This is a genomic window from Pseudomonadota bacterium (assembly GCA_039815145.1).
GTDB lineage: Bacteria > Pseudomonadota > Gammaproteobacteria > Steroidobacterales > JBCBZW01 > JBCBZW01.
In genome coordinates this window covers 1-24,529 of sequence record JBCBZW010000071.1, presented here as the reverse complement: position 1 = coordinate 24,529, position 24,529 = coordinate 1, and the positions used below count along the sequence as shown (strand labels likewise).

General features: G+C 64.7%; 19 protein-coding genes and 1 tRNA gene. 8 read left to right on the top strand and 12 right to left on the bottom strand.

Annotated features, from left to right (window positions below):
* From AAF184_16335 to AAF184_16310, 6 genes are all read right to left on the bottom strand, one after another.
* Positions 1–1,663, bottom strand: a 1,663-nt coding sequence (locus AAF184_16335; GenBank protein ID MEO0423908.1) for a S8 family serine peptidase, incomplete at its 3' end; no start/stop codon positions are given.
* 172 nt (positions 1,664–1,835) lie between these two features.
* Complete coding sequence (locus tag AAF184_16330; GenBank protein ID MEO0423907.1) at positions 1,836–2,870, bottom strand: cyclopropane-fatty-acyl-phospholipid synthase family protein; 1,035 nt, start codon at positions 2,868–2,870, stop codon at positions 1,836–1,838.
* Between the two features lie 12 nt (positions 2,871–2,882).
* Positions 2,883–4,190, bottom strand: a complete 1,308-nt coding sequence (locus tag AAF184_16325) for a cyclopropane-fatty-acyl-phospholipid synthase family protein (protein MEO0423906.1) — start codon at positions 4,188–4,190, stop codon at positions 2,883–2,885.
* Complete coding sequence (locus AAF184_16320) at positions 4,190–4,981, bottom strand: DUF1365 domain-containing protein (protein MEO0423905.1); 792 nt, start codon at positions 4,979–4,981, stop codon at positions 4,190–4,192. The genes AAF184_16325 and AAF184_16320 overlap by 1 nt, the downstream gene beginning before the upstream one ends.
* A complete protein-coding gene (locus AAF184_16315) occupies positions 4,950–6,227 on the bottom strand; it encodes an FAD-dependent oxidoreductase (protein ID MEO0423904.1) in 1,278 nt (425 codons plus the stop codon). The genes AAF184_16320 and AAF184_16315 overlap by 32 nt, the downstream gene beginning before the upstream one ends.
* Positions 6,224–7,156, bottom strand: coding sequence for an acyl-CoA desaturase (locus tag AAF184_16310; protein ID MEO0423903.1), 933 nt, complete (start codon positions 7,154–7,156; stop codon positions 6,224–6,226). Before AAF184_16310 ends, AAF184_16315 begins: the two co-directional genes overlap by 4 nt.
* Before the next feature lie 569 nt (positions 7,157–7,725).
* Between AAF184_16310 and AAF184_16305 the strand changes: the two genes are divergently transcribed.
* Entirely contained in the window at positions 7,726–8,049 is a 324-nt protein-coding gene (locus AAF184_16305; protein ID MEO0423902.1) for a hypothetical protein, read from the top strand.
* A gap of 22 nt (positions 8,050–8,071) precedes the next feature.
* Here AAF184_16305 and AAF184_16300 read toward each other — a convergent pair whose 3' ends face one another.
* The 3 genes from AAF184_16300 to prpB all read right to left on the bottom strand — a co-directional run bounded on the left by AAF184_16300 (position 8,072) and on the right by prpB (position 11,886).
* Complete coding sequence (locus AAF184_16300) at positions 8,072–9,694, bottom strand: hypothetical protein (GenBank protein ID MEO0423901.1); 1,623 nt, start codon at positions 9,692–9,694, stop codon at positions 8,072–8,074.
* Positions 9,695–9,855: 161 nt separating this feature from the next.
* Positions 9,856–10,986 carry a 2-methylcitrate synthase gene (gene prpC / locus AAF184_16295; protein MEO0423900.1) on the bottom strand — a complete coding sequence of 377 codons (1,131 nt, stop codon included), beginning with the start codon at positions 10,984–10,986 and terminating at the stop codon, positions 9,856–9,858.
* Between the two features lie 3 nt (positions 10,987–10,989).
* Complete coding sequence (gene prpB / locus AAF184_16290) at positions 10,990–11,886, bottom strand: methylisocitrate lyase (GenBank protein MEO0423899.1); 897 nt, start codon at positions 11,884–11,886, stop codon at positions 10,990–10,992.
* Positions 11,887–12,020: 134 nt separating this feature from the next.
* Between prpB and AAF184_16285 the strand changes: the two genes are divergently transcribed.
* The 3 genes from AAF184_16285 (at position 12,021) to AAF184_16275 (ending at position 16,621) form a co-directional block, all read left to right on the top strand.
* On the top strand, positions 12,021–15,482 hold the full coding sequence (locus AAF184_16285; protein MEO0423898.1) for a pyruvate carboxylase: 3,462 nt from the start codon (positions 12,021–12,023) through the stop codon (positions 15,480–15,482).
* A gap of 206 nt (positions 15,483–15,688) precedes the next feature.
* Complete coding sequence (locus AAF184_16280) at positions 15,689–16,399, top strand: hypothetical protein (GenBank protein MEO0423897.1); 711 nt, start codon at positions 15,689–15,691, stop codon at positions 16,397–16,399.
* Between the two features lie 135 nt (positions 16,400–16,534).
* Positions 16,535–16,621 (top strand) — tRNA-Leu (locus tag AAF184_16275).
* A 1,525-nt stretch (positions 16,622–18,146) separates the two neighbouring features.
* Here AAF184_16275 and AAF184_16270 read toward each other — a convergent pair.
* Positions 18,147–18,485 carry a hypothetical protein gene (locus tag AAF184_16270; GenBank protein MEO0423896.1) on the bottom strand — a complete coding sequence of 113 codons (339 nt, stop codon included), beginning with the start codon at positions 18,483–18,485 and terminating at the stop codon, positions 18,147–18,149.
* 343 nt (positions 18,486–18,828) lie between these two features.
* Between AAF184_16270 and AAF184_16265 the strand changes: the two genes are divergently transcribed.
* On the top strand, positions 18,829–19,275 hold the full coding sequence (locus AAF184_16265) for a hypothetical protein (GenBank protein ID MEO0423895.1): 447 nt from the start codon (positions 18,829–18,831) through the stop codon (positions 19,273–19,275).
* Between the two features lie 70 nt (positions 19,276–19,345).
* On the opposite strand, the gene AAF184_16260 is transcribed toward AAF184_16265, so the two are convergent.
* Positions 19,346–19,624 (bottom strand): hypothetical protein, encoded by a 279-nt coding sequence (locus AAF184_16260; protein MEO0423894.1) that lies wholly within the window; start codon positions 19,622–19,624, stop codon positions 19,346–19,348.
* A 270-nt stretch (positions 19,625–19,894) separates the two neighbouring features.
* On the opposite strand from AAF184_16260, the gene AAF184_16255 reads away from it, so the two are divergent.
* From AAF184_16255 to AAF184_16245, 3 genes are all read left to right on the top strand, one after another.
* The gene (locus AAF184_16255) at positions 19,895–20,950 is read left to right on the top strand and encodes a hypothetical protein (protein ID MEO0423893.1); all 1,056 of its coding nucleotides are present in this window, start codon (positions 19,895–19,897) and stop codon (positions 20,948–20,950) included.
* A gap of 78 nt (positions 20,951–21,028) precedes the next feature.
* A complete protein-coding gene (locus AAF184_16250) occupies positions 21,029–22,357 on the top strand; it encodes a hypothetical protein (protein MEO0423892.1) in 1,329 nt (442 codons plus the stop codon).
* A 3-nt stretch (positions 22,358–22,360) separates the two neighbouring features.
* On the top strand, positions 22,361–23,977 hold the full coding sequence (locus tag AAF184_16245; protein ID MEO0423891.1) for a type IV secretory system conjugative DNA transfer family protein: 1,617 nt from the start codon (positions 22,361–22,363) through the stop codon (positions 23,975–23,977).
* Positions 23,978–24,316: 339 nt separating this feature from the next.
* Here the strand turns inward: AAF184_16245 and AAF184_16240 are convergent.
* A partial coding sequence (locus AAF184_16240; protein ID MEO0423890.1) for a hypothetical protein occupies positions 24,317–24,529 on the bottom strand: 213 nt, incomplete at its 5' end.

Genomic DNA, 24,529 nt, shown 5'->3' with positions numbered 1-24,529 from the left:
TCCAGGTGTAGCCCTGACTCCAGGTGTAGCCCTGACTCCAGGTGTAGCCCTGACTCCAGGTGTAGCCCTGGCTCCAGGTGTAGCCCTGGCTCCAGGTATAGCCCTGACTCCAGGTGTAACCCTGGCTCCACGTGTAGCCGTTGCCTTCCAGGGGTGTGCCGCTACCGTCATGGACGAAGAACGTCCCATCCTCTGCCATCCCCACGGGCCCACCGAAGTGACGCTCGCCTGTGAGGTCCGCCTGAAGGTCGAGGCCAGTGTTGGCGCAGCCGTCGGCGCCGCTCGCCACCGCGTCCACCGCGTTCACCAGACCGGCGCCCTGCTGGAGCACGCTGTAGGCGAGTTCGCCCTTCTCGATGGCGGGGCGAGCCGTGGCCATCAGGCGGCACTTCACCGTATCCGGCGTTAGCGACGGATCTTCTTCCAGCATCAGGGCCACCACGCCGCTCACCACGGCGGCGGCCTGGGACGTGCCGGACATGCTGAAGTACTCCTCCTTCTTCTTCATGTCCGACGCGTGGGTGCGGGGGATCTTGGCGTCGTACGGCATCCACGCGGTGACGTGGCCACCGGGGGCGACCAGGTCGGGCTTCACGAAGCCCTCGTGGGTCGGGCCGGCAGAGGAGAAGCTTGCGAGGTGATCATCGCTCGGGTCGTAGGGCGTGTAGGCGTCGGTGACCGCGCCCACGGTGATGATGTACGGCACGTTGCCGGGCACACCGATCGTCATGGGGTCGGGGCCCGTGTTGCCGGCGGACGCCACCACGACGATGCCGGCCTGCCACGCGGCCATGACGGCTTGGTTCAGGGGATCGTCCCAGTAGTGCGAGCGCGGCGTCGCGCTGAAGGAGAGGTTCAGCACGCGGATGTTGTACTCGTCGCGGTTGCCGATCACCCAGTCGATGGCGCGGATGACGTCCATGTAGGCGCCGGCGCCGTTTGCGTCGAAAGCCCGGATGGCGATCAGATCCGCCTTCGGCGCGATACCCTCGTGGACCCCGTCAGCCTTCTTGTCTGCGGCGATGATGCCGCTGATATGGGTGCCGTGGCCGTTCTCGTCCTTGACCTCCTTAGCGAGCTTGGCGGGCTGCTTGGTGGCGTCGAGGGTGGCGAGGAGGCGCTTGTCGGTGTCCTTGTGCTTGTCGTCCCACAGGCCCGTGTCGATCACCGCGATGGTGACGTCTTTCCCCTTCACCCCAGCGGCGTGCAGCGAATCGGCGCCCACGAGCAGTGTGTGGCCGACCTCCTGGTCCGTCAGGTGTTCGTGGGAGAACTTGCGGGATTTACCCTGGGCCTTCTCGGGCTCGTCGGCCTTCTTGCCCTTGTCCTTCTTGCCGTTGACCTGCACGGACCAGTCGCGGGAGACGCTGACACCGTCCATCGCGGCGAGCTTGGCGAACGCGTCCTGCGTGAGGCTGGCGCTGACCATGCCGAGGTTCGTCAGCGGAGAACTCCAGGTGCCACCGGCGGCGAGCACGGCGCGCTTCGCGGCGTCGACGTTCTCGGCACGCACGATGTACTGCTGCTGGACCGCAGACGCCGCCTGGCTCACCGGGGCGCTGACGGATGTCGGGTCGGTGGCTAGCGCGGCAAACGGGGCGGTGGCTGCCAGCAGGAGCGAGAAATGCAGGGCGGTGCGGTGGCGCAGGTGGCGCGTGGTCATGGCGATGCCTTCATCAACGAGTCCGTGATGAGGCGTATTTCACAGCAGCGGCCGGCCAAGCGCGCACCAACGCCGGGTGCTCGCCCGGCGGGACGGTGTGAACACCGTCACATAAGCCTTCCGTCAAGTACGGAGCAGTGACCTATGACAACGTAGAGGCCTAAGGCCGCATCTAGGCGGGGCGGCGGAAACGGTAGTGGCCCACCAGCCACTCCCGGCCGTTGTCGTAGCCGAAGGTCTCGGCGCAGGCCATGAAGAACATGCGCCAGCGCTGGAACCACCGCGCTGCTTCGTCCATGCCGTAGACGTCTTGCAGCACGGGCATGATCAGATGCTTCTTCATGTCCTGGCGCTGCAGCCAGGCCTCGGCGGTCTTCTGATAGTGCACACCGCTCACGCGCCATTGGGCGTCGAGCTTCAGCTTGTCCTGAAAGTGCAGCAGCGTGTCCGCCGCCGGCATCTGCCCGCCCGAGAAGAAGTACCGGCCCATCCAGTCATCCACGCCTTCCTCATCGATGAAGGGGTAGAGGTGCTGGGCGTGACAGAAGATGTGCACGAACAGGGTGCCGTCGGGCTTGAGCCAGTCGTGGATGCGTGAGGTGAGGGTCTTGTAGTTGCGCACGTGCTCGAACATCTCGATGGAGATGGCGCGGTCGAAGCGCTCCTGGGTGTCGAACTCGTTCACATCGCAGGTGATCACCTCCACGTTGTCGAGCTTGCGCAGGGCCGCCTGGTCCATGATGAAGCGGCGCTGGCTGGCGGAGTTCGACACAGCGGTGATCTGCGCGTTGGGGTAGTGGGAGGCCATCCACAGGGTGATCGAGCCCCAGCCGCAGCCGAGCTCGAGGATGCGGTCGCCGTCCTGCAGCTGGGCGCGCTCGCAGGTGAGCTCGAGCATGGCGTCTTCCGCGCTGTCGAGGTCACGCACGCCCTGCGGCCAGTAGCAGCTGCTGTACTTCAAGTTCTTGCCGAGCACGTGCTGGAAGAAGGCCGCGGGCACCTCATAGTGCTGTTCGTTGGCGCGGTCCGTGTTGATCGCCACGGGGCTCGAGCGCAGCTCCTCGATCCGCTCCTGGTAGCGCTCGAACTGGCGTTCGACGCTGCGCACCGTCTCCGTGTGCAGGCGCTGCCGGTTGGCCTGCCAGATGCCGAGGCGGATGAGGAAGTCGGGCAGGAGGCCGCGCTCAGCCAGGTCGATTCCGTTCACGTCTCGTGCTCCTCAGGACGAAGTGGCGGGGGAGGGTTGGGTCTGCATCAGCGTCGGCCATTCGAAGCGCGCCGCCGGCTTGTGGAAGATCATGTGCACATCGCTGATACGGCGCTCGAGGAAGCCCGCCTCGCAGTAGCACAGGTAGAAGCGCCACATGCGCATGAAGCGCTCGTCGTAGCCGAGGTCGCGGATCGCCTGGGCGTTCTCCTCGAAGCGTTCGCGCCACAGCTCCAGGGTGCGGGCGTAGTGCAGGCCGATGTCCTCCACGTGGAAGATCGTGAGATCCGAGGACTCGCGCACGCGGCGGCTGATCTCCTCGATCGAGGGCAGGAAGCTGCCCGGGAAGATGTAGCGCTTGATGAAGTCGACGGTGCGTCGGGCGCGGTCGTACTCGCGATCACGGATCGTGATCGCCTGCATCACCATCACGCCATCGGGCTTGAGGCGCGCCGCGCACACCTCGAAGAACTTACCCAGATACTGGTGACCGACGGCCTCGACCATCTCGATCGAGACCACGCGGTCGTATTGCCCTTGGAGGTCGCGATAGTCCTCCAACAGGATCTCGATGCGATCTTCCAAGCCCTCCGCCTTGACCCGCTCGCAGGCGAAGCGGTGCTGTTCGCGCGAGATGGTGGTGGTGGTGACCCGGCAGCCGTAGTGCTTGGCGGCGTGAATCGCGAAGCCACCCCAGCCGGTGCCCACCTCCAGCACGTGCACGCCTGGGCGCAGGTCAGCCTTGCGACAGATCAGGTCCAGCTTGGCGTGGGAGGCCTCCTCCATGGAACTCTCCGGCGTGGGGAAGACGCCGCAGGAGTACATCATCGTGGGGTCGAGGAAGTGCTCGAAGAGATCGTTGCCGAGGTCGTAGTGGCGGGCGATGTTGCGTTGGCTGCCGCTGCGCGTGTTGCGGTCCAGCCAGTAGAGCAGACGTCGTGCGGGCTCGACGATGCCCGACCAGCGAAAATCGTAGGTGGTGGCAAGCTCCTCGTTGCTGGCGCAGATGCGGATCAGCTGGGTGAGATCGTCCACCTCCACCAGGCCGTTCATGTAGGCCTCGCCGAGGCCCACGCTGCCGCTCGCCGCCGCCGCCCACAGGCCGGGGTCCAGCACGCGCACGTTGGCCTGCTGCGCGTCGAGGGGGTTACCGAACACGTGGCGCGCGCCCGCTTCCTCGATCGTGATGCAGCCGCGGGTGAGGGCCGAGAGTTGCTCGAAGATGGCGCGGCGGCAGAAGCGCGCGATCATGCCCCCGCGGGCACTCGCGGTGGATAGAGATCGTGCTGACTCGAGGGTCGGTCGATCGTGTTCAGTCATCAGCGGATCTCCGGCGTTTCCTTACGTCGCCCGATATGGGGATCGGGGAAGAGCGGCGTGCGCTTGAGCCACAGCTTCAGCGCTTCGAAGTGAATGGATCCGATCACCTGGGCGGTCATCAGGGGGAAGCGAAAGAGGGCGGCCAGGGCGCTGCGGGCCGTCAGGGGGCGTCGTTCGAGCATGAGCGACGCATCGAACAGGGGCTCGCCGGTGCCTTCCTGGGCTGAAGGCCGGTTCTGCATGTGCAGGCCGAGGCTCTCCCGCGGATCGCGAAAGCGCCATTGGTAATCGAGATCGATCGGCATGAAGGGCGAGACGTGAAGCTGCTTGGGCGTCTCCCAATGGAACCAGCCGCCGGGGTGCGCCGTCGCCTTGGTCACATCGAGCACGTAGCAATGGCGTTGGCCCCAGGTGTTGTTGACCTCCGCGACGACCACGTCGAGGCGGTCGTGCTCGTCGTAGCAGTAGTAGCAGCTGATCGGGTTGAAGCAGTAGCCGAAGTAGCGCAAGTGCGTGAGCAGTCTTATCGCGCCGCGCACGGGGCGGTCGAGGCTCTGCTCGACGAGGCGCTCGATGGTCTCGCGCAACGGCACGTCCGCATCGCCGTAGTGGTCGGCCCGGCGAAACCACGCCAGGGACGGGCCGCGGGCGGACCAGCCGGGGAGGCCGTCGAACGCCGTCGGCAGCTCATCGAGGTCCAGCAGCACCATGAACAGGCCGTAGCGAAACGCGTGCTCGCGTGGCGCGTGGCGCCGATGCCTAACCCACCCTTGGTAGAGCGCGGTCTTCATCGTGGTGTCGTTCCCTGAAGGCGTGGACGGCATCGAGTGCGCTGCGCACACCGTCCTCGTGAAATCCATTCCGCCAGTAGGCGCCGCAGTAGGAGGTGCGAGCGGTGCCGTCCAGCTGCTGGGCCTTGGCCTTGGCCGCGTCGGCGCGGGCGTCGAGGATGGGATGAGCGTACTCGATGCGTTGGATCACCTTGGCCGGATCGATGTGTCCCGGATCGTTGAGCGTCACGCAGAAGGGCACGGGAGCACGCAGGCCCTGGAGACGGTTCATGTAATAGGTGACGGCCACGCGGTCCTGCGCTTCGCGCGGGATGTGGTAGTTCCAGGAGGCCCAGGCGCCGGTGCGTCTGGGCAGCACGGAGGCGTCCGTGTGCAGCACCGCTTCGTTCGGTTGGTAGCGGATCGCCTCCAAGGTCTCCCGCTCGAGGGGGCTCGGATCCGCCAATAGCTGCAACGCCTGATCGCTGTGGCAGGCCATGAAGACGTGATCGAACATTGCCGTGTGGCCGTCTTCCAGGGTCAGGGCGACGCCCGCGTCCGTGCGTTGCACGCGGGTCACGCCGTTGCCCGTGTGGATGCGATCAGCGAGGGGGGCGCTCAGGGCCTTCGCGTAGGTGTGGGAGCCGCCCACGATCGTGCGCCAGAAGCGACGCCGCTCCGGATTCAGCATCCCGTGGTTACGCAGGAAGCGGATAAAGAACTCCGCGCCGAACTCCCCCATCATGTCCGGCTGCGCCGACCAGATGGCCGCCCCCATCGGCACCACGTAGTGATCGACGAAAGGCTTCGAGTAGCGGTGCTCTGCCAGGAACTCGCCGAGCGTCTGTTCGGGCGACAAGGACTGGAGCAGTCGCGGTGCTTCGGCGTTGAAGCGCAGGATGTCGCGAACCATCCGCCAGAAGGAGGGTTGCAGCACGTTGCGCTTCTGGATGAACAGGTCGCTGGTCTGATCGCCCTTGTACTCGCGCCCCGTGCGGTCACAGCGCACGCTGAAGCTCATCTCCGCCGGTCGCGACGGCACGCCGAGATGGCGGATCAGGGTGCTGAAGCTCGGGTAGGTCCAATCGTTGAAGACGATGAACCCGGTGTCCACGGGCCAGACCGTGCCGTCGATCTCCACCTCCACCGTGTTGGTGTGGCCGCCGATGCGCGCGTCGCGCTCGAAGACGGTCACCTCGTGTTGCGGGTGCAGGCAATGAGCGGCGGTGAGCCCCGCGATGCCGCTACCGACGACGGCGATTCTCAACGAGACGCTCCCTGGCTGGCCGAGATGCTGTGGGACAGGGCGTCCTGTGGGGGAGGCTTGAGGTCCCAGATCAATCCCAGGCGCGCCATCACCCAAAGGGCGTAGTAGGTAAGGTCGATCTCCCACCAGCGCAGCCCCTGGCGCGCGGAGCGCGGGAACTTGTGGTGGTTGTTGTGCCAGCCCTCGCCGAAGGTGATCAGGGCGACGAACCAGTTGTTGCGGCTGTCCTCGCCGGTCTCGAAGCGCTTGCGGCCGAAGATGTGGCAGATCGAGTTCACGCAGTAGGTGGCGTGGTAGAGCAGGGTGGTGCTGACGAAGAAGCCCCACACGAGCATCTGCCAGGAACTGGTGCCAAGGCTCGGTGCCGTGATGCTGAGCACCAGGCCGAGCAGCCACAGGAGCACGGCGAAGCCCACGGAGATCCACAGATCCCACTCGTCCAGCCAGCGCAGCTCGGGGAAGCGGGAGAAGTCCTGGATGCGTTCCTCGCGGGTGACCAGGTTCTCCGGCGAGAGGAACCAGCCGATGTGGCTCCAGAGAAAACCGTGGGCCTTGGGCGAGTGGGCGTCGGCCTGCGTGTCCGTGTGCGCGTGATGGTCGCGGTGGTGGGCGGCCCACCACAGGGGCCCACGCTGGACCGCCGCGGTGGTGATGAGTCCGAACAGGAACTGCACCGGTCGCGAGGTCTTGAAGCTGCGATGGGAGAAGTAGCGATGGAACCAGCCGGTGATGCCGAACATGCGCAGGGAGTAGGTGAGCACCGCGACCAGCACCGCCACCGGGCTCACGCCGACCAGGAACACGCCGATCAGCGCGGCCAGATGCATGAACACCATCAGGGCTACGCCCACCGGTTCGAGGCGGCGTGAGCGCGCCGTGGCCACCAGCGCCTCGGGGGCGTCAGGATTGAGGGAAGCAGGATCCGCCATAGGTCTCAGGGACACCCCTCCAGGTCGAGCGTCGTGGAAGCGATAAGGAGATAAGCAGGGTTACGTATAGCGGCCGCATACGGTTTCATCTCGTGGGCGCTGGAGACACGTCGACACGGCGCCTGTCGGGACCGTAGTAGGTCGGTGCGCCGTCGCTCGGCGGCCGGGTGCACCCGCTGTTGTGCGGGGCGATCTCGCATCCGCCGGGGGCGGCCGGATGGCTCAACTGTCGCTCTCACTCTCGCCCGAGCCCCCCTGTCGGAGGGTCCTCGTGTCTACCCTGCTTGACACTGATGGTACTACCGATTGGCCGAGAGAGCGATTTGTTTCGTGTAATCAGTCGCCTAAATCTTTGCCGCGGAATGATGAGGCGGGGCCGTGGGGTCTATGGGGTGCTGCCACGGTCAGGCCAGTTGGTGGCCGAGCAAACGCGCCCCGGAGGCGTACCCAGCGATCGAATCCATTAGTTCACGAAATGATCACAAGCGGGGCGGTGGCGTAACCGTGGGGGCCGAGTGGCCAACTTTCCGGGTAAGCAACCCCGGTATCGCTACCCGAAGGAGATCGAAGTGAATCGACTGCCCTCATCGCTCAAGCCCCTTGCCCTGGCGCTGCTGGCGTCCCTTTTCGCCGCCGGCGCGGCGCACGCAAACGTGGAGGTAGCGCCCGCCCAGACGGTGGCCGATGGGCAGCGCGCCGAGGTGGTGCGCGTTCACCATCGCACGGCCAAGCGCGGTTTTCGACGGAGTGACCGTCGCTTTCACCGCGGTTCGCGCTATCGCTACTCATCGCGTTACGGATTTCGTCGCGGCTACGGCTACCGGCCGTATCACTACGGTTATCGCCCCTACGGTTTCCGTTCGCGCAGCTTCCGCCGCGGCTATCGCTACTGACCGTGACCGCGCCGTCGCCGACTCAACGCGTCATCGGTGCTGGCGACGGCGCCAGGAACGCCCGCAGGGGCTGCGTCTCACACGCGAGCGTCGCCTCCAGGGCCGGTGATTGCGGGTGTTGCTGGCGGTAGACCACCCGCCTCGCGAGCAACGCGAGGCTCAAGGGGTAGGGCAGGTCGATCGCGGCGTTGCGCTGCGCGGAGGTGAGCTCGCGGGCGTCGCGTAGCACCTGCGAGGCGGCGTGGTTGCGGGCCACCACGTCGTCGAGGAACACCGACTGCTGCGGATCCATCCCCTCGAGCAAATGGCGCAGCGCGCTCGCTTCTGCGTTCGGCAGCAGATCGGCGTTCACCCGCAGCGACCGCGCGCTGATCACCGACGGCCAGGTGCCCCTCGCGAGGGCCTCGGCGATGAGGTGATCGGAGGTGGAGTAGGGCACCTGGTGGTGCTCCAGGCGAGCGCTCGCGTACCAGTGGGCGGCGTGCAAGGAGGTAGGCTCATCTCGCCGTGCCTTGTCGTCGAGGAAGCCGAGCAGGAGGTTGAGGTAGTCGTCGGAGGCTTCGATGGCTTCTGCCGAGAGTTGGCACCCGGTGGCGGTGACGGCGGGATGGGCGGCGAAGAAGCCACAGCTGACGGCTTCGGCGAACTGACCGCCGTGGCAGGCGCCGCTCACCATGATGAGTTCGCCGCCGTCGTCACCCAGGGGAGCCAGGTGGAGTGGCCGCAGGGTCAGTCCGTGGCCCCAGAGCGGCGCGCCCGTGGGGCCGGCGTGGCCCGCCTGGAACAGCAGGGTGCGGGCCCGCGGCGTCTGCCGGATGCCACTCAGCACCGCGTTCAGATCGTCCGCAGTGGCGGCGAATTCGCGGGCGACGTCACCGCGGCGAAACTCCACGGCGCCGTCCACGAGCAGGCTCTCATCATTGCCGTCGACGGCGGGACCGTGGCCGTGCAGGGTGACCCGAGTGGACTGTGGGCTCAGCGCAGCGAAGACCCGTTGCGCTTCGGCGAGGCGGGTGCTGACGAAGGTGGCGTTGGCGAGCGGGGTGCTCGCTGATCCCCACAGCACCAGGCGTGGCGCTGGCTCGTAGGGCACGGGGGCGCGCAGATCGACCAGGGCGATCTCCTCCCGCGGGCGCCGGCCGTCGACGGCGACCTCGACGAAGTACTCGAGGTTCCATTGGGCCTTGAAGAAGTCAGCGTAGGGCAGCGCGTGGGACAAGGCCGGGTGATGCGCCTCAGGTTGCGCGGGCGGGAACATGACCTGCTCGTCGTAGCGCAGGGCGCGCATGTCGGCGGATTCGGCGATGTTGCCCGCGAACAGCACTCGTTCCTGCTCGCCCATCACCAGGACGATGAGTTGCAACTCCCAATGGGGACCGCGCGGGCCGATGTCCTTGGGCAGCTGCGATAGCACATGGGCGGACAGATCACGTTTGTCGACGTGCACGATCGGCAGGCTGAGCTCGCCGTGGACCAGATGATCGCCGTAGGCACGCCGCTCAGCGGCGGTCTCGTAGATCTTGCAGGTGTTGCAGTCGGGCCCGGACGCGAGCCAAAGGGCGAGTCCCTCGGCGCGTGTGGCCCCGAGGGCGGAGTGCGCCGCCAACAGCAGGGTGAAGCAGGCCAGCGCGAAGCAAAATCGCAAGATCGTCTCCATTCCCTCAGGGCCGCGGTGGGCCGGCACGAGCTAATCGAAGAGTTAGGGAATGCCAAGGGGCGTGGGTGGGCAGGGCCAGCCATCGCCGACAAGCTTTGGGAGGGAGTGGGCAACCTGCTGGCTGCCCGCTCCGTTCGGCGAGTGCACGACTAGCCGCGTTGCTCGATCGGCACGTAGGCACGCGCGTCGGTGCCCGTGTAATCCGCGCTCGGGCGAATGATGCGATTGTTCGAGCGCTGTTCGATCACGTGGGCCGTCCAGCCGCTGGTGCGCGAGCACACGAAGATCGGCGTGAACAGCGGCGTCGGAATGCCGAGGTAGTGGTAGGACGGGGCGTGGAAGAAGTCCGCGTTGGGGAAGAGCTTCTTCTCATCCCACATGAGCTTGGCGATGGCGTCCGCCACGTGGAACATCTGCTCCTTCTCCGACGAGCCCTTGGCCAACTTCTCCGCCCACTCCTTGATGATCGGGTTGCGCGGATCGAACTCGCGGTACACGGCGTGGCCAAAGCCCATGATCTTCTCTTTGCGCTCGAGCATGCCCCCCACCTCGGCCACGGCCTGTTCTGGGGACTCGAAGCGTTCGATCAAGGCCATGGCTGCCTCGTTGGCGCCGCCGTGCAGGGGGCCGCGCAGGGAACCGATAGCGCCCGTCACGCACGAGTGCATGTCCGACAGGGTGGAGGCGCACACTCGGGCGGTGAAAGTGGACGCGTTGAACTCGTGCTCCGCGTACAGGATCAGCGAGACGTCCATCACGCGCTGGTGCATCGCCGATGGCGGCTGCCCCGTGAGCAGGTGCAGGAAGTGGCCGGCGATGGTCGGCTGGTCGGAACGCGTATCGATGCGCTCGCCGTGCTGCGCGTAGCGCCACCAGTAGGTGATGATGCCGGGGAAGGCGGCCAGCAGGCGATCGGTGACGGCGTGTTGGTCCTGGAAGCTCAGCTCCGGCTCCAGGTTGCCGAGCATGCTGCATCCGGTGCGCATCACGTCCATCGGATGGGCTTCCGGAGGAATGCGCTCCAGCACCTCGAGCAGCCGTCGCGGCAGCTCTTGCAGCGATTGCAAACGTTCTCGATAGGCGCTGAGCTGAGCCTGGGTGGGCAGTTCGTCGTGGTGGAGCAGCCAGACGACCTCTTCGAAGGTGGCCTGGGCGGCCAGGTCGGCGATGTCGTAGCCGCAGTAGGTCAGGCCGGTGCCGCTCTGGCCCACCGTGCACAGGCGGGTTTCACCGGCGCTTTGGCCGCGCAGGCCCGCGCCCCCGAGTTTCTTGTCCACCATGGGCTACTGCTCCTCCTTGTCTGAGCGGCTGAACAGCGCGTCGAGCTTGTCCTCGTAGGCGTGGTAGTCCAGCACCTCGTAGAGCTCCGCGCGGGTTTGCATCGTGTCGACGATGGCGGGTTGCTGAACACCTGCCTCGCGCAGGGATGCGTAGACGTTCTCCGCCGCCTTGCTCATGGCGCGGAAGGCCGACAGCGGGTAGAGGGCCATCGCCACCCCCACCTCGGCGAGTTGCTCGCGCGTGTAGAGCGGGGTCATGCCGAATTCCGTGAGGTTGGCCAGCACGGGCACGGGCACCTTCTCGGTGACTCTGCGGTAGTGGCCGATCTCGGTCATGGCCTCGGCGAAGATCGCGTCTGCGCCGGCCTCGGCGTAGGCCGCGATGCGCTCGAGCATCGGCTCCATGCCTTCCACGGCGAGGGCGTCGGTGCGCGCCATGATGACGAAGGACTCGTCAATTCGGGCGTCCACCGCCGCCTTGATGCGATCGACCATCTCCTCGGTGCTGACCAGGGCCTTGTTCGGCCGGTGGCCGCAACGCTTCTGGCCCACCTGGTCTTCGATGTGCATCGCCGCCACGCCGGCGCGATGCAGCTCGCGCATCATGCGAGCGATGCTGAAGGCACCGCCCCAGCCCGTGTCGACGTCGACCAGCAGGGGCACGTCCGTGGCCGCGGTGATGCGACGGGCGTCTTCCGCCACGTCATCGAGGGTGGTGACGCCGAGGTCCGGCAGGCCAAAGGAAGCGTTTGCCACGCCGGCACCGGACAGGTAGATCGCGCGATAGCCGGCACGTTCGGCGAGCAGGGCGCAGTAGGCGTTGATCGCGCCGACGATCTGCAACGGACGCTCTGCCTCGAGGGCGGCGCGGAACCGCGCGCCAGGCGAAGAAGTGCTCATGGGCGGTCTCCCACAGCAGTGAAGTGTCAAAATTCGGGAGCGGAGTTTATCGCAGTGCAGCGCGTAAGGCGATTCGCAAAAGGGTGTGCGATGATCGAAGCGTCCCCGTAGGCCGATAAGGGAATTCCCGCTCCATGCCGAACAGCACCCCGTTTCGCAAGCTTCTGGTTGCGAACCGCAGCGAAATCGCCATTCGCATCATCCGCGCCGCGAGCGAACTCGGGCTGCCCGCCGTCGGGATCTACGCCGAACAGGACCATCTCACGCTACACCGCTTCGCCGCCGCCGAGGCCTACCAGGTGGGGGCTGGTAAGCGCCCCGTCGAGGCCTACCTCGATGTGGACAGCATCCTCGAGGTGGCCCTCGAGGCGGGCTGCGATGCTGTGCACCCCGGCTACGGTTTCCTCTCCGAAAACCCCGAGTTCGCCGAGCGCTGCGCGGCGGCCGGCATCAAGTTCGTCGGTCCCCCGCCGAGCGTGATGCGGGCCCTCGGCAACAAGGTGCAGGCGCGCCAGCTCGCTGAGCGCGCCAAGGTGCCGGTGATGCCGGCCACGCCACCGCTTCCCACCGATGGCGATGAAATTCGTAAGGCGGCAGCAGCCATCGGCTACCCGATGATGCTCAAGGCGAGCTGGGGCGGCGGCGGTCGCGGCATGCGGGTGATCGAGAGCGAGGACGGGCTGATCGATCAGGTGACCCTGGCGCGCCGCGAGGCCAAGGCCGCCTTCGGCAACGATGAGGTCTACCTCGAGAAGCTCGTGCGCAAGGCGCGCCACGTGGAGGTGCAGATCGTCGCCGACGAACACGGCAACATCGTGCACCTGTTCGAACGCGACTGCACCGTGCAGCGCCGCCACCAGAAGGTGGTGGAGCGCGCGCCCGCCCCCTACCTGGACGATGCGGGCCGCCAGTCGCTCTGCGACGCCGCCCTGCGCCTGGCGCGGGAGGCCGGCTACCAGAACGCGGGCACCGTGGAGTTCCTGCAGGACGGCGAGTCCGGTGACTTCTACTTCATCGAAGTGAACCCTCGCGTGCAGGTGGAGCACACGGTGACCGAGCAGGTCACCGGCCTCGACATCGTCAAGTCCCAGATCCGCATCGCCGGCGGCGGCCGCGTAGGGGACTTCAAGAGTTCGGGCATTCCCGCCCAGGACGACATCAAGCTCCTGGCCTCGGCGCTGCAGTGCCGGGTGACCACGGAGGATCCGCGCGACAACTTCATCCCGGACTACGGCCTGATCTCCGCCTACCGTTCCCCCTCAGGCCCGGGCATCCGCCTCGACGCAGGCACCGCCTACTCGGGGGCGGTGATCACGCGCCACTACGACAGCTTGCTGGTGAAGGTCACGGCGAGCGGCCGCGATGACGAGGAAGCCGTCAACCGCATGCGCCGCGCCCTCGGCGAGTTCCGCGTGCGCGGCGTCGAGACCAACTCCCTGTTCCTGCAGGCGCTGCTGGATCACCCCGGCTTTCTCAAGGCGGACTACACCACCCGTTTCATCGACGAGACCCCGGAACTCCTGCACGTGGGCGAGAGTGGCCCGCAGCTGAACAAGGTGCTCGATTACATCGCCGAAGTCATCGTCAACGGCAACGACCTGGTCAAGGATCGGGTGCAGCCGGAGGTGTTGCGCTCGCCCGTGGTGCCGCGGGTGCCCACGGACCCGGCGCCGCCCGACGGTGTGCGCCAGCTATTGGAACGGGAAGGTCCCGAAGCGGTCGCCCGCTGGCTGAAGGCGCAGCCGACACCGGTGGTCACAGACACGGCCTTCCGCGACGCCCATCAATCCCTGCTCGCCACGCGCATGCGCTCCATCGACATGGTGCGCATCGGCCCCGCCTACGCGCGCCTGATGCCGCAGCTGTTCTCCGTGGAATCCTGGGGTGGCGCCACCTTCGATGTGGCCATGCGCTTCCTGAAGGAAGATCCCTGGCAGCGCCTCGCAGACCTCGCCGAGTCCATGCCGAACCTCATGCAGCAGATGCTCCTGCGGGCGTCCAACGGCGTGGGCTACACCAACTACCCCGATAACGTGGTGCGCTACTTCGTCGACCAGTCGGCGCAGGCGGGCGTGCACGTGTTTCGCATCTTCGACTGCCTGAACTGGGTGGAGAACATGCGCCTGGCGATCGACGCGGTGGCGTCCACCGGGCGTATCGCGGAAGCGGCGATCTGCTACACGGGGGATATTCTCGATCCAGCGCGTGACAAGTACTCCTTGAGCTACTACGTCGCCTTGGCCAAGGAGTTGGAGGCCGCCGGCGCCCACATCCTCGCGATCAAGGACATGGCGGGCCTGCTCAAGCCTGCCGCCGCCACCCAGCTGGTCACGGCGCTCAAGCAGGAGGTGGGCCTGCCCATCCACCTGCACACGCACGACACCAGCGGCAACTCCGGCGCCAGCATCCTGGCCGCGGTGAACGCGGGCGTGGATGCCTTCGACGCGGCCATGGACTCGCTCAGCGGCCTGACCTCCCAGCCGAACCTCGGCTCCCTGGCGGCGGCCCTGCGCAACACGGAGCATGACACCGGCCTCGACGCCGCCAACATCCGCCTGCTCAGCGATTATTGGGAACAGGTGCGCCAGCAGTACACGGCCTTCGAGAGCGATCTGCGCTTCGGCGCCTCCGAGGTGTACCTGCACGAGATGCCGGGCGGGCAGTTCACCAATCTCAAGGAGCAAGCGAAATCCTTAGGTATCGCGCGACGCTGGCCGGAGGTGGCGCGGGCCTACGCGGAGGTGAACAGAGCCTTCGGTGACATCGTGAAGGTCACCCCATCGTCCAAGGTGGTGGGTGATATGGCGCTGATGATGGTGACCTCCGATATCACCATCGAGCAGCTCGTCGACCCCGGCTTCGAGGTGGCGTTTCCCGACTCGGTGGTGTCCTTCTTCATGGGCGAGCTGGGCCAGCCCCCGGGCGGGTTTCCCGAGCTGCTGGCCGCCAAGGTGCGTCGGGGCAAGGAGCCGTACACGGGGCGTCCCGGCGCGGAGATGCCGGCGATGGACTTGGAGGCGGAGCGGGCGAGCGTGGCGGAGGCCGTGGGGCGCGCGCTCAGCGATCAGGATCTCGCGAGCCACACCATGTACCCGAAGGTCTTCGCGGACTTCGCAGGCCACCAGGCGACCTTCGGCGATGTGAGCATCCTGCCGACGCACGTGTTCCTCTACGGCATGCAGTCGCGGGAGGAGCTCACCCTCGAGGAGGAGCCCGGCAAGCAGGTGCTGATCCGCTACCTCACCAAGTCCGAGCCGGACGATGACGGCGTGCGCCGCGTGTTCTTCGAGATCAACGGCGAGCCGCGCTCGGTCAGGGTGAACGACAACTCCCTCGCCTACACGCGCCAGGTGCACGAGCAGGCCGACGCGTCCAACCCCATGCACGTGGGGGCGCCGATGCCGGGGCTGGTCGCCTCCGTGGCCGTGGCCGTGGGCGATGTGGTCGCGCGTGGCGACACCCTGCTGACGCTCGAGGCGATGAAGATGGAGACCGCAGTCACGGCGGATCGTCCCGGCAAGGTGCAGCGGGTGGTGGCCCCGGTGGGCACCCAAGTCGACGTCAAAGACCTGCTGATCGAGCTGGCCGAGACCTGAAGCCCGAGGGATCCATCGTCGAGGGCGGCGTGTGCACATAACGCCCGCGCCGGGCGACGCGCGGGCGCTTTGCACGCGCGGAAACCTCGATTCGAACAACGTACGCACTTACCGACTCCGGTGTAATCCACCTTTGTCCAACTGTCGACTGGACCTCGCGATCCGTGGGGCCTCGGCGCTACGGCACGCAACCGGAGGTGCCAACAATGAGTGTTCGGCGTGCTACCGCCCGGCAACGCGCCGGCGGCGCGACGGTACCGAAGCCGTCCTCGCCAGCGCCCGAGGCGGGCCTGATTCCGGCGCCTCCAACCAGCGCCAGCCTGCAGCGCCTAGTGGCTGGCTTGGGTCAGTGGAGCAGCGTCGGCAAGCAGGTGATCGCCCTGCATGACCGGCATCGCTGCGTCGCGTTGGTCGTGCCGATCTCGCCGCAGGACCGGGTGCTGTTTCCCCAGGTGGACATGTCGCCTGCGATGTCGAGTGAACCCACCGCCTCTCGCGCTGGGGAGAAGCTCATGCAGCCGCCGGAGATTCCACCCGAACTGATGGCGGTGACCAGCCTCAGGCTCGCACAGTTCGCTCCTCCCAAGGAGGAGTTGCAGGAAGCGGCCGCGGAGGGCTACGCCGCCTTTCGCGCCTACGCGTGGTGGCTCGCGATCCACGCCTCGGCGGCCAAAGTCCACTCCGCGGAACCACGCGAGTTGGTGAAGTTGACCCGTCGGCCGACCCTGGGCACGGAAGTCGAGCGCGATCGTGTCACTAAGCTCTGCTCGGTGCTCTCGCGGGGATCCTACTGCTCGCGTGACCTGGCCATCCTGTCCCGAGTAGGGGCCCGCGACACCGATGCCTTCGTGACCGCGGGGGCGATTCTGCGGTTCGTGGAACTCACCGGTGAGGCCGTTCAGGGTCGCCATCGCTAGGGTGGACCTGAGAAGGTAGCCGCGCTTCACCGCCCTGCCGCCAGCCAGTTCCACTGATACCGCACCCCCGTGTGGGGGTAGAATGCTACGGGTCGGGCGGATGGCGATTGGCCAGTTCCAGCCCACGTGAAAACGGCCCGGGTGGCGGAATTGGTAGACGCAGCGGACTTAAAATCCGCTTTCCTTCGGGAAGTGCGGGTTCAAGTCCCGCCCCGGGCACCATCAGGGGACTCCCTTGTGAAAGCGTCCCCAAAAACCTGAAGGGCAGGGAAAGAGACGGGGTTCGATACCCATGATCTCGGTCATACACCAAGCGTTCGGTGAAGGTCAGCTTCAGTACGGCCCGCTTCTCCTCAAACCCGCCAAATTCCCAGACCTTATGCGGGTTGCTAAGGTAGTGCATCGAAGTTCGATACATGGCCTCAAACGGCTTCAGCGGTTTGCCAAAACCCTCTCTCTTTGAGATCAATACACGCTTGCGCTCTTCGAGGGCTTCAACGCGTTCCTCTAGTGCGTTCATAACCGTGCTACTACGTGCATCGACGAGGCGATCCACAACGAGTCGAAGTTGCTTATCCAACTCCCGTATCTGCTGATCCAAAGATTGGCGTCGCAGCCGTTGCCTTTCACCTTCCTTGTCCCAGAGCGCCCTGAACATCGTTCCGGCGACGGTGAGGAGGGGCTTCGATGGACTCAAGGCCTTGAGCAGTTCGGCAAACTCGCCTTCGAGCTTGTCTCGGCGAATTGACTTTCCTTTTCGCGCGCAAGTCCTTGTTTGGCATACATAATACGGGTGTCGCTTGCCTGTCTTGCTTCTGGACCACCCGGCTGTCAGTGCGTTGCCGCAACCGCTGCACGACACGCCGCCTCGACATGCGAAATCCAAATTGAGATCTTTCCGTTCTGGAGCATGCGAACGCTCCACGAGTCTCTCTTGGATACGTGCGAACGTCTCGTAGCTAATGAGACCCTTATGCTGTCCCTTCCGGCGGGTGACACCCCACGGCAGGTATTCCACCTGCCCCGCATACACAGGGTTGATCAGAAGGCGATGCACGTGGCTGTTGCCGACCTTTCCAGTCGATCGGGACTTGGGATAATCGGGATGGTTCTCTAGAAACACCCTCGCTGCTTCCTTTGTCTGGAAACGACCAGAGGCAAACCCCTCCATCATCTCGGTCAGGATCGGGCCGACCCGTTCATCGTGCACGAGCAGTTTCCCGGTGGATTTCCCCTTGATGAAGCGAAATCCGATTGGCGCGGTGAACGCATAGAATCCAGCTTCGAGTCGTGCCTTTGTCTTCTGGCGGGTCTGTCGACCAATCTGTTTGCGCTCGAGTTGCCCCTGAGCGGCAAACAGGGTCTCCATAAACTCGCCTTCAGGCGTATCGTCGAACCTGTAGTTCAGGCAGACGACTCGTGCACCGAGGTCTGACATCAGTTCCCGGAGCATCAGATGATGCTTGGTCGACCTCGACAAGCGCTTCAGGTCGTCAAAGAAAACGACGTAGCGACGGTGGGAGTTGTCCCTCAGATGCTGCAACAGAGCAACCATTCCCGGCCGCTCCTCGACCTCGCTTCCGCCCGAAATCTCATCGCGGAATACGTCTTCTACAACAAGGCCCATTTCGGTCGCTGCGACCCGGCAACGTTGCTCCTGACTAAGCAATCCACTGCCTTCACGGCCCTGTTTGGGATCCGAGATTCTGCAGTATATAAGCGCGCGTTCTTTTTCTTCTTTGATCATTCAAACCTCCTTGGTTTTCGTTGTTGTTTCTCCTTGGTTGGGTACGTCTTCATCCTGCTCAAGCGCCTCGGATGTGTCCAGCACATTCTGCGCGAGCAGCTGCGGGATCATCATCTGGACCGGCTGAACGCCCCAGCCGATCTCAACAAAGATGTGCATGATCTCCCACAGCGCTTGCAGGAGTGTGTTCTCCTGCTCCTGTGAGAGCGATAGCTCTTCCAGCGCATCGCGATAGAGTTCCGGATCCAGCCGCAGCCGTTCCGGCGAGAGCCCGGCTTGTACTTCACTCAGAGGCGGCGGGGCCTCCGGTGTTGCCGTGTTTTCGATGTTTGAGGTCATCGTCTCCTTTCCTTTCTGACGGGCGTGCGGACGCACCGGCCCATACGGGCCTTGCGGGCACACGTACCGTCTGTTTGAGGGTTTCGGGGATAAAAATACCCACGGGCCCGAAGGCGCGTGGGAAATAGGTGGCTCGATCCGTTGAGAGGCGATCGGGTGGGGCGACATCCGAGTCGCAGATCGAGCGATTTCCAATGCTTATAGAATCATTGGGTAGTACAAAGCAAGAACATTCGACTTGTTTCCCACAGATTCCACACGATTGTATGCGGTTGTCCTTGTTTCCCACCCAGCTGCCAATCGCCCACTAGGCTGTCTCCGAAGTCACTGCCCGGAGAACGCCATGCCCGACCGTACGATCTTTACTGCCACGAAGGAGGAGCTGACCAATGAACCTCTCGCGCGGCGTCGTTGGCTCGCCGCACGCAACGAACCGTTGTCGCGGAGAGAATGGCCGGATGCGATTGCCCGGTCCATCTTTGGTTTCGAAGGCACGATCCTGTGCCCGAACAAGTGGGTCTGGCCATTGCCGGAGGTCGACAAGATCCTGGGAGATCCACGCTGGTTTTCGTACTACTTTGAGGAAACAGACGGCCACCCGCGCCGCACACCGCGTCTTCTCGAGCGTGTGCGGCTGATCGATCTGTACTACCGGATCGAGAAGCCGGCGATCGCACGTCACTTCGCGCTAGGGCCGATAGAGACGTCGCCGATGTCCCCGCCGGACCGTACCCCCTCAGACCGGTCCGTAGGCACGCTGTGGCCTCCGGATCTCAATTCCCGCAAGTAGCAGCCCCCAAAAGAGAAAGGGCCTGGCCACGCATCGGTGGTCCGGCCCTTTGTCGTTGTGAGGAGACGCTCTAGCTGGCTTTCGCTAGGGTTTGCCATGTCGCGACTGTGGCCTTCACCTCGTCGCTCACGGTGTATTGCTCGCCGTCCCACTCAACCCATCCGTCTGCACGCAGGGAGGACCACAGCACGTGGAGTGTCCGCAGTGGAATCCCTAGCAGCTCTGACAGATGCGCGCTTGTGCCTTCTTCACCGAGCGCCAGCGCTGTAATGACAGCACGCTTCTGCGGTGAGGGCCACTTATGCGCCTGGATGGCTTCGATTGTCTTCAACAGTTTCGATTTGGTCATCTATCCCCCGGTCGGGTAGTGGCGATCACTTGATCGCCTGAGGCGTTTGATAGCGTGGTTGCGGCCTTCCTGGCCGAAATCAACCAGCACGGTCGTGAGTATACCGTGTTTCCCACCTAGACGTTTTTGTTAGTGCACGATTTAGGGATTTACAAACCAAACATAAATGTTTAAGCGCAAACATTCTGGCACCGTCGCAGTAGTCTGTTTCCCACCTTCGGCGTAGTACCTGACGAGACTGTCTCCCAACGCTTGACTTGGGAGACATCCATGCCGCGCAAGAAACGCACCACCCAGGATCGCCTGGTCACCGCCGCAGGCGGTAAGTCCGCGCGCCCGGCACCGAGCGGCAGCATCGAAGAGATGATCCGCGCGCTCGCCCATCACACCGATGCGGATGCGGCGGCCGCGTTGATCCGCGAGCAAGCCGGGCACCTCTACGACGCCGAGCACGGCCGGCAGCACGCGCAGCTGGAGCTCGAGGTCGAGGCCGTCGAAGGTCGCTACCAGCAGTCCGACTCTCGTCTCCGGGCGCTGGACGCCAAGTGCGCGAACACCACGCGCGACATGCGCACCAGTGCCCGGCACTTGCCGAGCGCAGACTCAGTTGCCAGGGGGGAGAAGAACGAGGGGGAGGGCGGCGCACCGCCGCCAGACCTGGCCATTCCCTACACGCGTTGGGCGCTTCGGGATCAGATCTCCTTCATCATGATCTCGATTGGCCTGGTCCTGGCGCTTGGCATGGGCGGTGCCAATGTCTACGCCAACCTCATGGCGTCCGGCCAGCCCGTCTTCATCGAGCAGCCTATTTTGGCCGTGTTTCTCTCCGGGCTGCTGCCCGCCGGCTCCACGGCGCTGAAGTTCATCTCCGGCTTCTTCGAGTACAGCCGTACGAAGAAGCGCTACGCGCTCATCGTCTACATCCTCACCGCCATCGTCCTGCTGGCCTGGTGCATCGCCTTCTCCCTCAACTTCACCGGCGTCGCCGGCGGGTTCGACTGGGACACGGTCGGGAAGTCAGACGGGAAGGGCCCGGTGCTCGTCGGCCTCCAGCTCTCGGCCGAGCTCCTGGTGGCTGCAGCGCTGTTCCTGGCGGCGGAGGACATCTCCCTGCGCTACGCGCCCCACAGCTTCGTCGCCAGCCCCGAGTACCTGAATGCCTCCCGCGCGCTGGCGGCACACGAGAAGACGCACAAGGTGCTGGCCGATCGGCGCAGTGCCCTGGTCGGGCAGCTCAGGGCGCTGGATGCCGCTCGAGAGGCAGTCATCAACCAGCATCTCACCGCCTACATTGCCCTGCGCTCTCGGGTGACACAGGGCCTCTAGGTTTCCCTGCTTCCCAGCCCCCTCTCAACTGTCCACACAGCTCACGTTCCCCACTCACCCCAAACGAGGAGTGCCGCTATGCGCATCTTTCTTGGCTTCGTCCTGGCCCTTGTCTGGCTGACCTACACCCCCGCCTGCGTCGCAAAGGAGACCCGGATCGGTGTCTCCCCCTATGCCGAGCCGATGCAGGTTCGCGAGACCCTCATTGCCACCCTGCAGATGCTGACCGAAATGGAGCCCGGGGATGAGGGTATCTTCGTCGATGCCTGGCACCAGCGGACCATCGCGACCTTCCGCATCCCCGAAGGGAAGGCCTATCGCTCGCCCAAGGCGCGCCTCACCTACAACCGGTCAGCGGTGGCCGCGCTGATGCGTTTTGCGGCCGCGGCGCGGCCCCCGTCCGGGGCGACCGAGCCGGCAGTCCTCGGCGCCATCCGCTTGCCGCAGTTCCTGAGCCACCTGGTGGCGAACACCACCAGCCCGGACGAGCCGCTGGATGTGATCGTCTATGGCTCGCCTTTCTATGACGATCGCCTGGACGGCGCCGTCTCCATGGCCAGTGGGCTGATCCCGTCCGACGGCCACATCAACAGCAGCCAGGGCGACACACCGTTCGGCACGAAGGGGATCGCCAGCCCTTCCTCCACCGTGCGAATCCATCTGGCCCTTCCTCCATCTACTCGCTGGAACAGCGATCAGCACCGCTACTTCGTTCAGCGCTTCTGGACGCTCTACACCGACGCTCGCGGCATGGCGCTTGCGAGCTTTACCTCCGATCGCACGGCGCTCCTGAGCCGCGCCCGCCAGGGCAAGGGCGCCCCGTCCCATGGCTACACGCTGGAGGAGGGGGAGAAGCGCGAGATGATCCGCCTGCGTCCGGCGGAGATCCCCCAGCGCCTGTATGACACTGCCATCACGACGCAGCCGCCCGCTCTGGACATGATCGCCGCGGCGACCAATGTCGAGGTCGGGCTCACCTGGGACTGCGCACACTGCGATCTCGACATCTACGCACGGCCACACCGGCAAGCCGAGGTGCTGTATTTCGGGCGCAGCGAGACGCCTGAGGGCACTCACTGGAAAGACCATGTCCGCGCCCCACGGGGCGGGCGTGAGAACGCCCCGGTCAATGGCTACGAGACGATCGCCTTCACCGGCACGGTTAATCTGCACCAGCTCCAGGTCGTGATCAGCTTCTATAGCGGACTCACTCTCTCGGGCGTTCAGGCCGAAGTCCGCCTGAGCGCGAACGGTCAAACCTGGTCCCAGGCCGTTCGTCTTTCGGCAAAGACAGGCAAGCAGGGCGCAGGGATCGCCGAGGCCTTCGACAGTGGCGCGACGACCGCTCGACACCTGGCTGTGATCAATCCGCTCGTGCTGATGGGGCTGCCGCCCAACGGGTCCTAGATCATGGCGAAGCAGGACAAGGGATTCAGCGGCACGCTGCTCGCCACGATCGTCAACGGGACGATCTTCTATTTCACCCGCAGTTGGGTCTATGACGAGATGCTCTGGGTCATCCCGGTCATCTTCGGGATCGGGACGATCCTCAACCTCCTGGGTCTGTGCATCTTTGCCCTGCGGGCGATCCCACAAGCCTGGATCTATAGCCGCGTGTTCCGCAAGAAGGGGCTGGGCGGCACCGCCGGCTGGGCTTCCAAGGAGGAGGTGAAGAAGGCCGGCCTTTACAACCGAAAAGGGTTCTTCGCTGGTCTACACAACAAGCGCAAAGTCTTTGTCGACGTTGAATCCTCCGGACTGGTAGTCGCGCCGGCGGGGGAGGGAAAGACCACCTGCTTTGTGATCCCAGCCCTCTGCCACAATGCGATGAGCATGATCGTGCCGGACCTGAAGGGTACGCTCGCGGTCATGACCTCGAAGATGCGGCGCCGCAAGTTCCGCCACAAGACCTACGAACTCAATCCGGGGCGCGTACACGCGAAGAAGGGGCAGAAGTTCGCCCGCTACAACCCGCTCATCCTCCTGATCGAAGCCTGGGCAAATGTGAAGCGCCATCGCGATCTGATGCCGGACGCCGCGGCCCTGGCCAAGCAGCTCCTGCCGGAGCCGCCGCAGCCCGGAGAGAACCAGTTCTGGCGCAACGGTTCCCGCAAGTTCCTGCGCTTCGTCTTCCTCTATCTGGTCACCATGGTCGAGCAACCCGCCGGCGCGAAGGATGATGTGGCGACACTGCCGGCGGCCTTCACCCTGCTCAGTGATAAGTCCAAGTTGATGGAGGCGCTCGAAGCCGCCCGCACCACCACGATCCTGAACGGGGATCTCGCCTCCATGGCCAACGACATCCTGCTCAAGCTAGAGGAGGGCGACCCGCGTCAAATCGAGTCCTTCCGCGAGGGCGCCATCCAGGCGCTCGATGTATTCGCCCCGAGTGGCGCTCTGGCCGAGAGCGTCAGTGGAACGGATTTCCGGTTCGGTGAGCTGAAGCGCAAGAAAGGCACGGTCTACATTGTGGCTGATCCGACCCGGATCGAAGTCTATAAGCCCTGGGTCGGGCTGGTGATGTGGTGTGCCTTCACGGAGCTGATGCGCTCACGCCACCGCAAGCCGATCTGCATCCTCTGCGACGAGGCGACCAACTTCCGTATTGACGGCCTGCCGCGCCTACTCACCCTGGCGCGCGAGTTCAAGATCGTCCTCTGGTTGATCATTCAGGAGCTGGAGGAGTGGTCCCACGCTTACGGCCGTGAGAGCCTGGAGACGCTGCTCTCCCAAACCGAGGCCAAGCTCATCTTCGGCGTCCGCTCCCAGACCACCGCCAAGCTCGTCTCCGACATGCTCGGCGAGGCCTCAGTGAAAGTCATCAACCACAACATCGGCTCCTCTTTCTTCGATCCTGTCACCCGCTCCGTGCACGAAGCCAGCCGCAAGGTCCTAACGGAGGATGAAGTACGCCGGTCGTACAACTCGGTATTGCTGGCTTCTCAGCTACGACCCATAATGCTCCGTCGACGCCCTTACTACCTTGATTTTACTATGGCCCGATTGGGTAGGAATCCACTCAGTTGATCAGCAATCCACAGGCAAAGCGGAAACTTCATGCGAACAACGGATGCAGCTAGCAAATTAGAGCAGAGTGCTAAACGTGCCTCTTGCGATTGTCCGACACCCAGGAAGCGATCAGAGGAGAGTCCAGATGGCCTTGGCCCCGCCAATGACGAGCGCTGGATTTTCGCGCTTGCGCTGCGGGAGCTGGCTCACGCTGACCACGTAACGGTGAGGAAGGTTTCCACACCCAGCTCAGCGATAATCCGATAGACCATGTATCCGATACGAGGCTCAGTCCGCGCGCAACTTAATGGCGATGCCCTCGTCATCAATCACCCTGGCTGGTCTCTCGAAGTTCAGTTACAACACCCTCTCCCACCCGCCGATGCTGCAACGATTAGTCTTAAGGATCTTGTAGCGAGGAAGGAGTGCCAGCCAGTCCTTGAATTTCTTGAGCAGCAAGCATTGTGGGACTACTCCGCGCTGGCTGCCAGCCACTGACCCAGCGCCTGCTCCAAAACGCTCTGGCGGCGGCAAATTTGCCTGGCTGCTGGTCTTTTTGTTGTTGTTCTT

What these genes read in the sequence shown, in the direction of transcription:
- prpB (MEO0423899.1), bottom strand. Translation starts at nt 11,886, where the DNA reads ATGAGCACTTCTTCGCCTGGCGCGCGGTTCCGCGCCGCCCTCGAGGCA.
- AAF184_16280 (MEO0423897.1), top strand. Translation starts at nt 15,689, where the DNA reads ATGAGTGTTCGGCGTGCTACCGCCCGGCAACGCGCCGGCGGCGCGACG.
- prpC (MEO0423900.1), bottom strand. Translation starts at nt 10,986, where the DNA reads ATGGTGGACAAGAAACTCGGGGGCGCGGGCCTGCGCGGCCAAAGCGCC.
- AAF184_16265 (MEO0423895.1), top strand. Translation starts at nt 18,829, where the DNA reads ATGCCCGACCGTACGATCTTTACTGCCACGAAGGAGGAGCTGACCAAT.
- AAF184_16310 (MEO0423903.1), bottom strand. Translation starts at nt 7,156, where the DNA reads ATGGCGGATCCTGCTTCCCTCAATCCTGACGCCCCCGAGGCGCTGGTG.
- AAF184_16320 (MEO0423905.1), bottom strand. Translation starts at nt 4,981, where the DNA reads ATGAAGACCGCGCTCTACCAAGGGTGGGTTAGGCATCGGCGCCACGCG.
- AAF184_16270 (MEO0423896.1), bottom strand. Translation starts at nt 18,485, where the DNA reads ATGACCTCAAACATCGAAAACACGGCAACACCGGAGGCCCCGCCGCCT.
- AAF184_16325 (MEO0423906.1), bottom strand. Translation starts at nt 4,190, where the DNA reads ATGACTGAACACGATCGACCGACCCTCGAGTCAGCACGATCTCTATCC.
- AAF184_16245 (MEO0423891.1), top strand. Translation starts at nt 22,361, where the DNA reads ATGGCGAAGCAGGACAAGGGATTCAGCGGCACGCTGCTCGCCACGATC.
- AAF184_16250 (MEO0423892.1), top strand. Translation starts at nt 21,029, where the DNA reads ATGCGCATCTTTCTTGGCTTCGTCCTGGCCCTTGTCTGGCTGACCTAC.
- AAF184_16255 (MEO0423893.1), top strand. Translation starts at nt 19,895, where the DNA reads ATGCCGCGCAAGAAACGCACCACCCAGGATCGCCTGGTCACCGCCGCA.
- AAF184_16260 (MEO0423894.1), bottom strand. Translation starts at nt 19,624, where the DNA reads ATGACCAAATCGAAACTGTTGAAGACAATCGAAGCCATCCAGGCGCAT.
- AAF184_16285 (MEO0423898.1), top strand. Translation starts at nt 12,021, where the DNA reads ATGCCGAACAGCACCCCGTTTCGCAAGCTTCTGGTTGCGAACCGCAGC.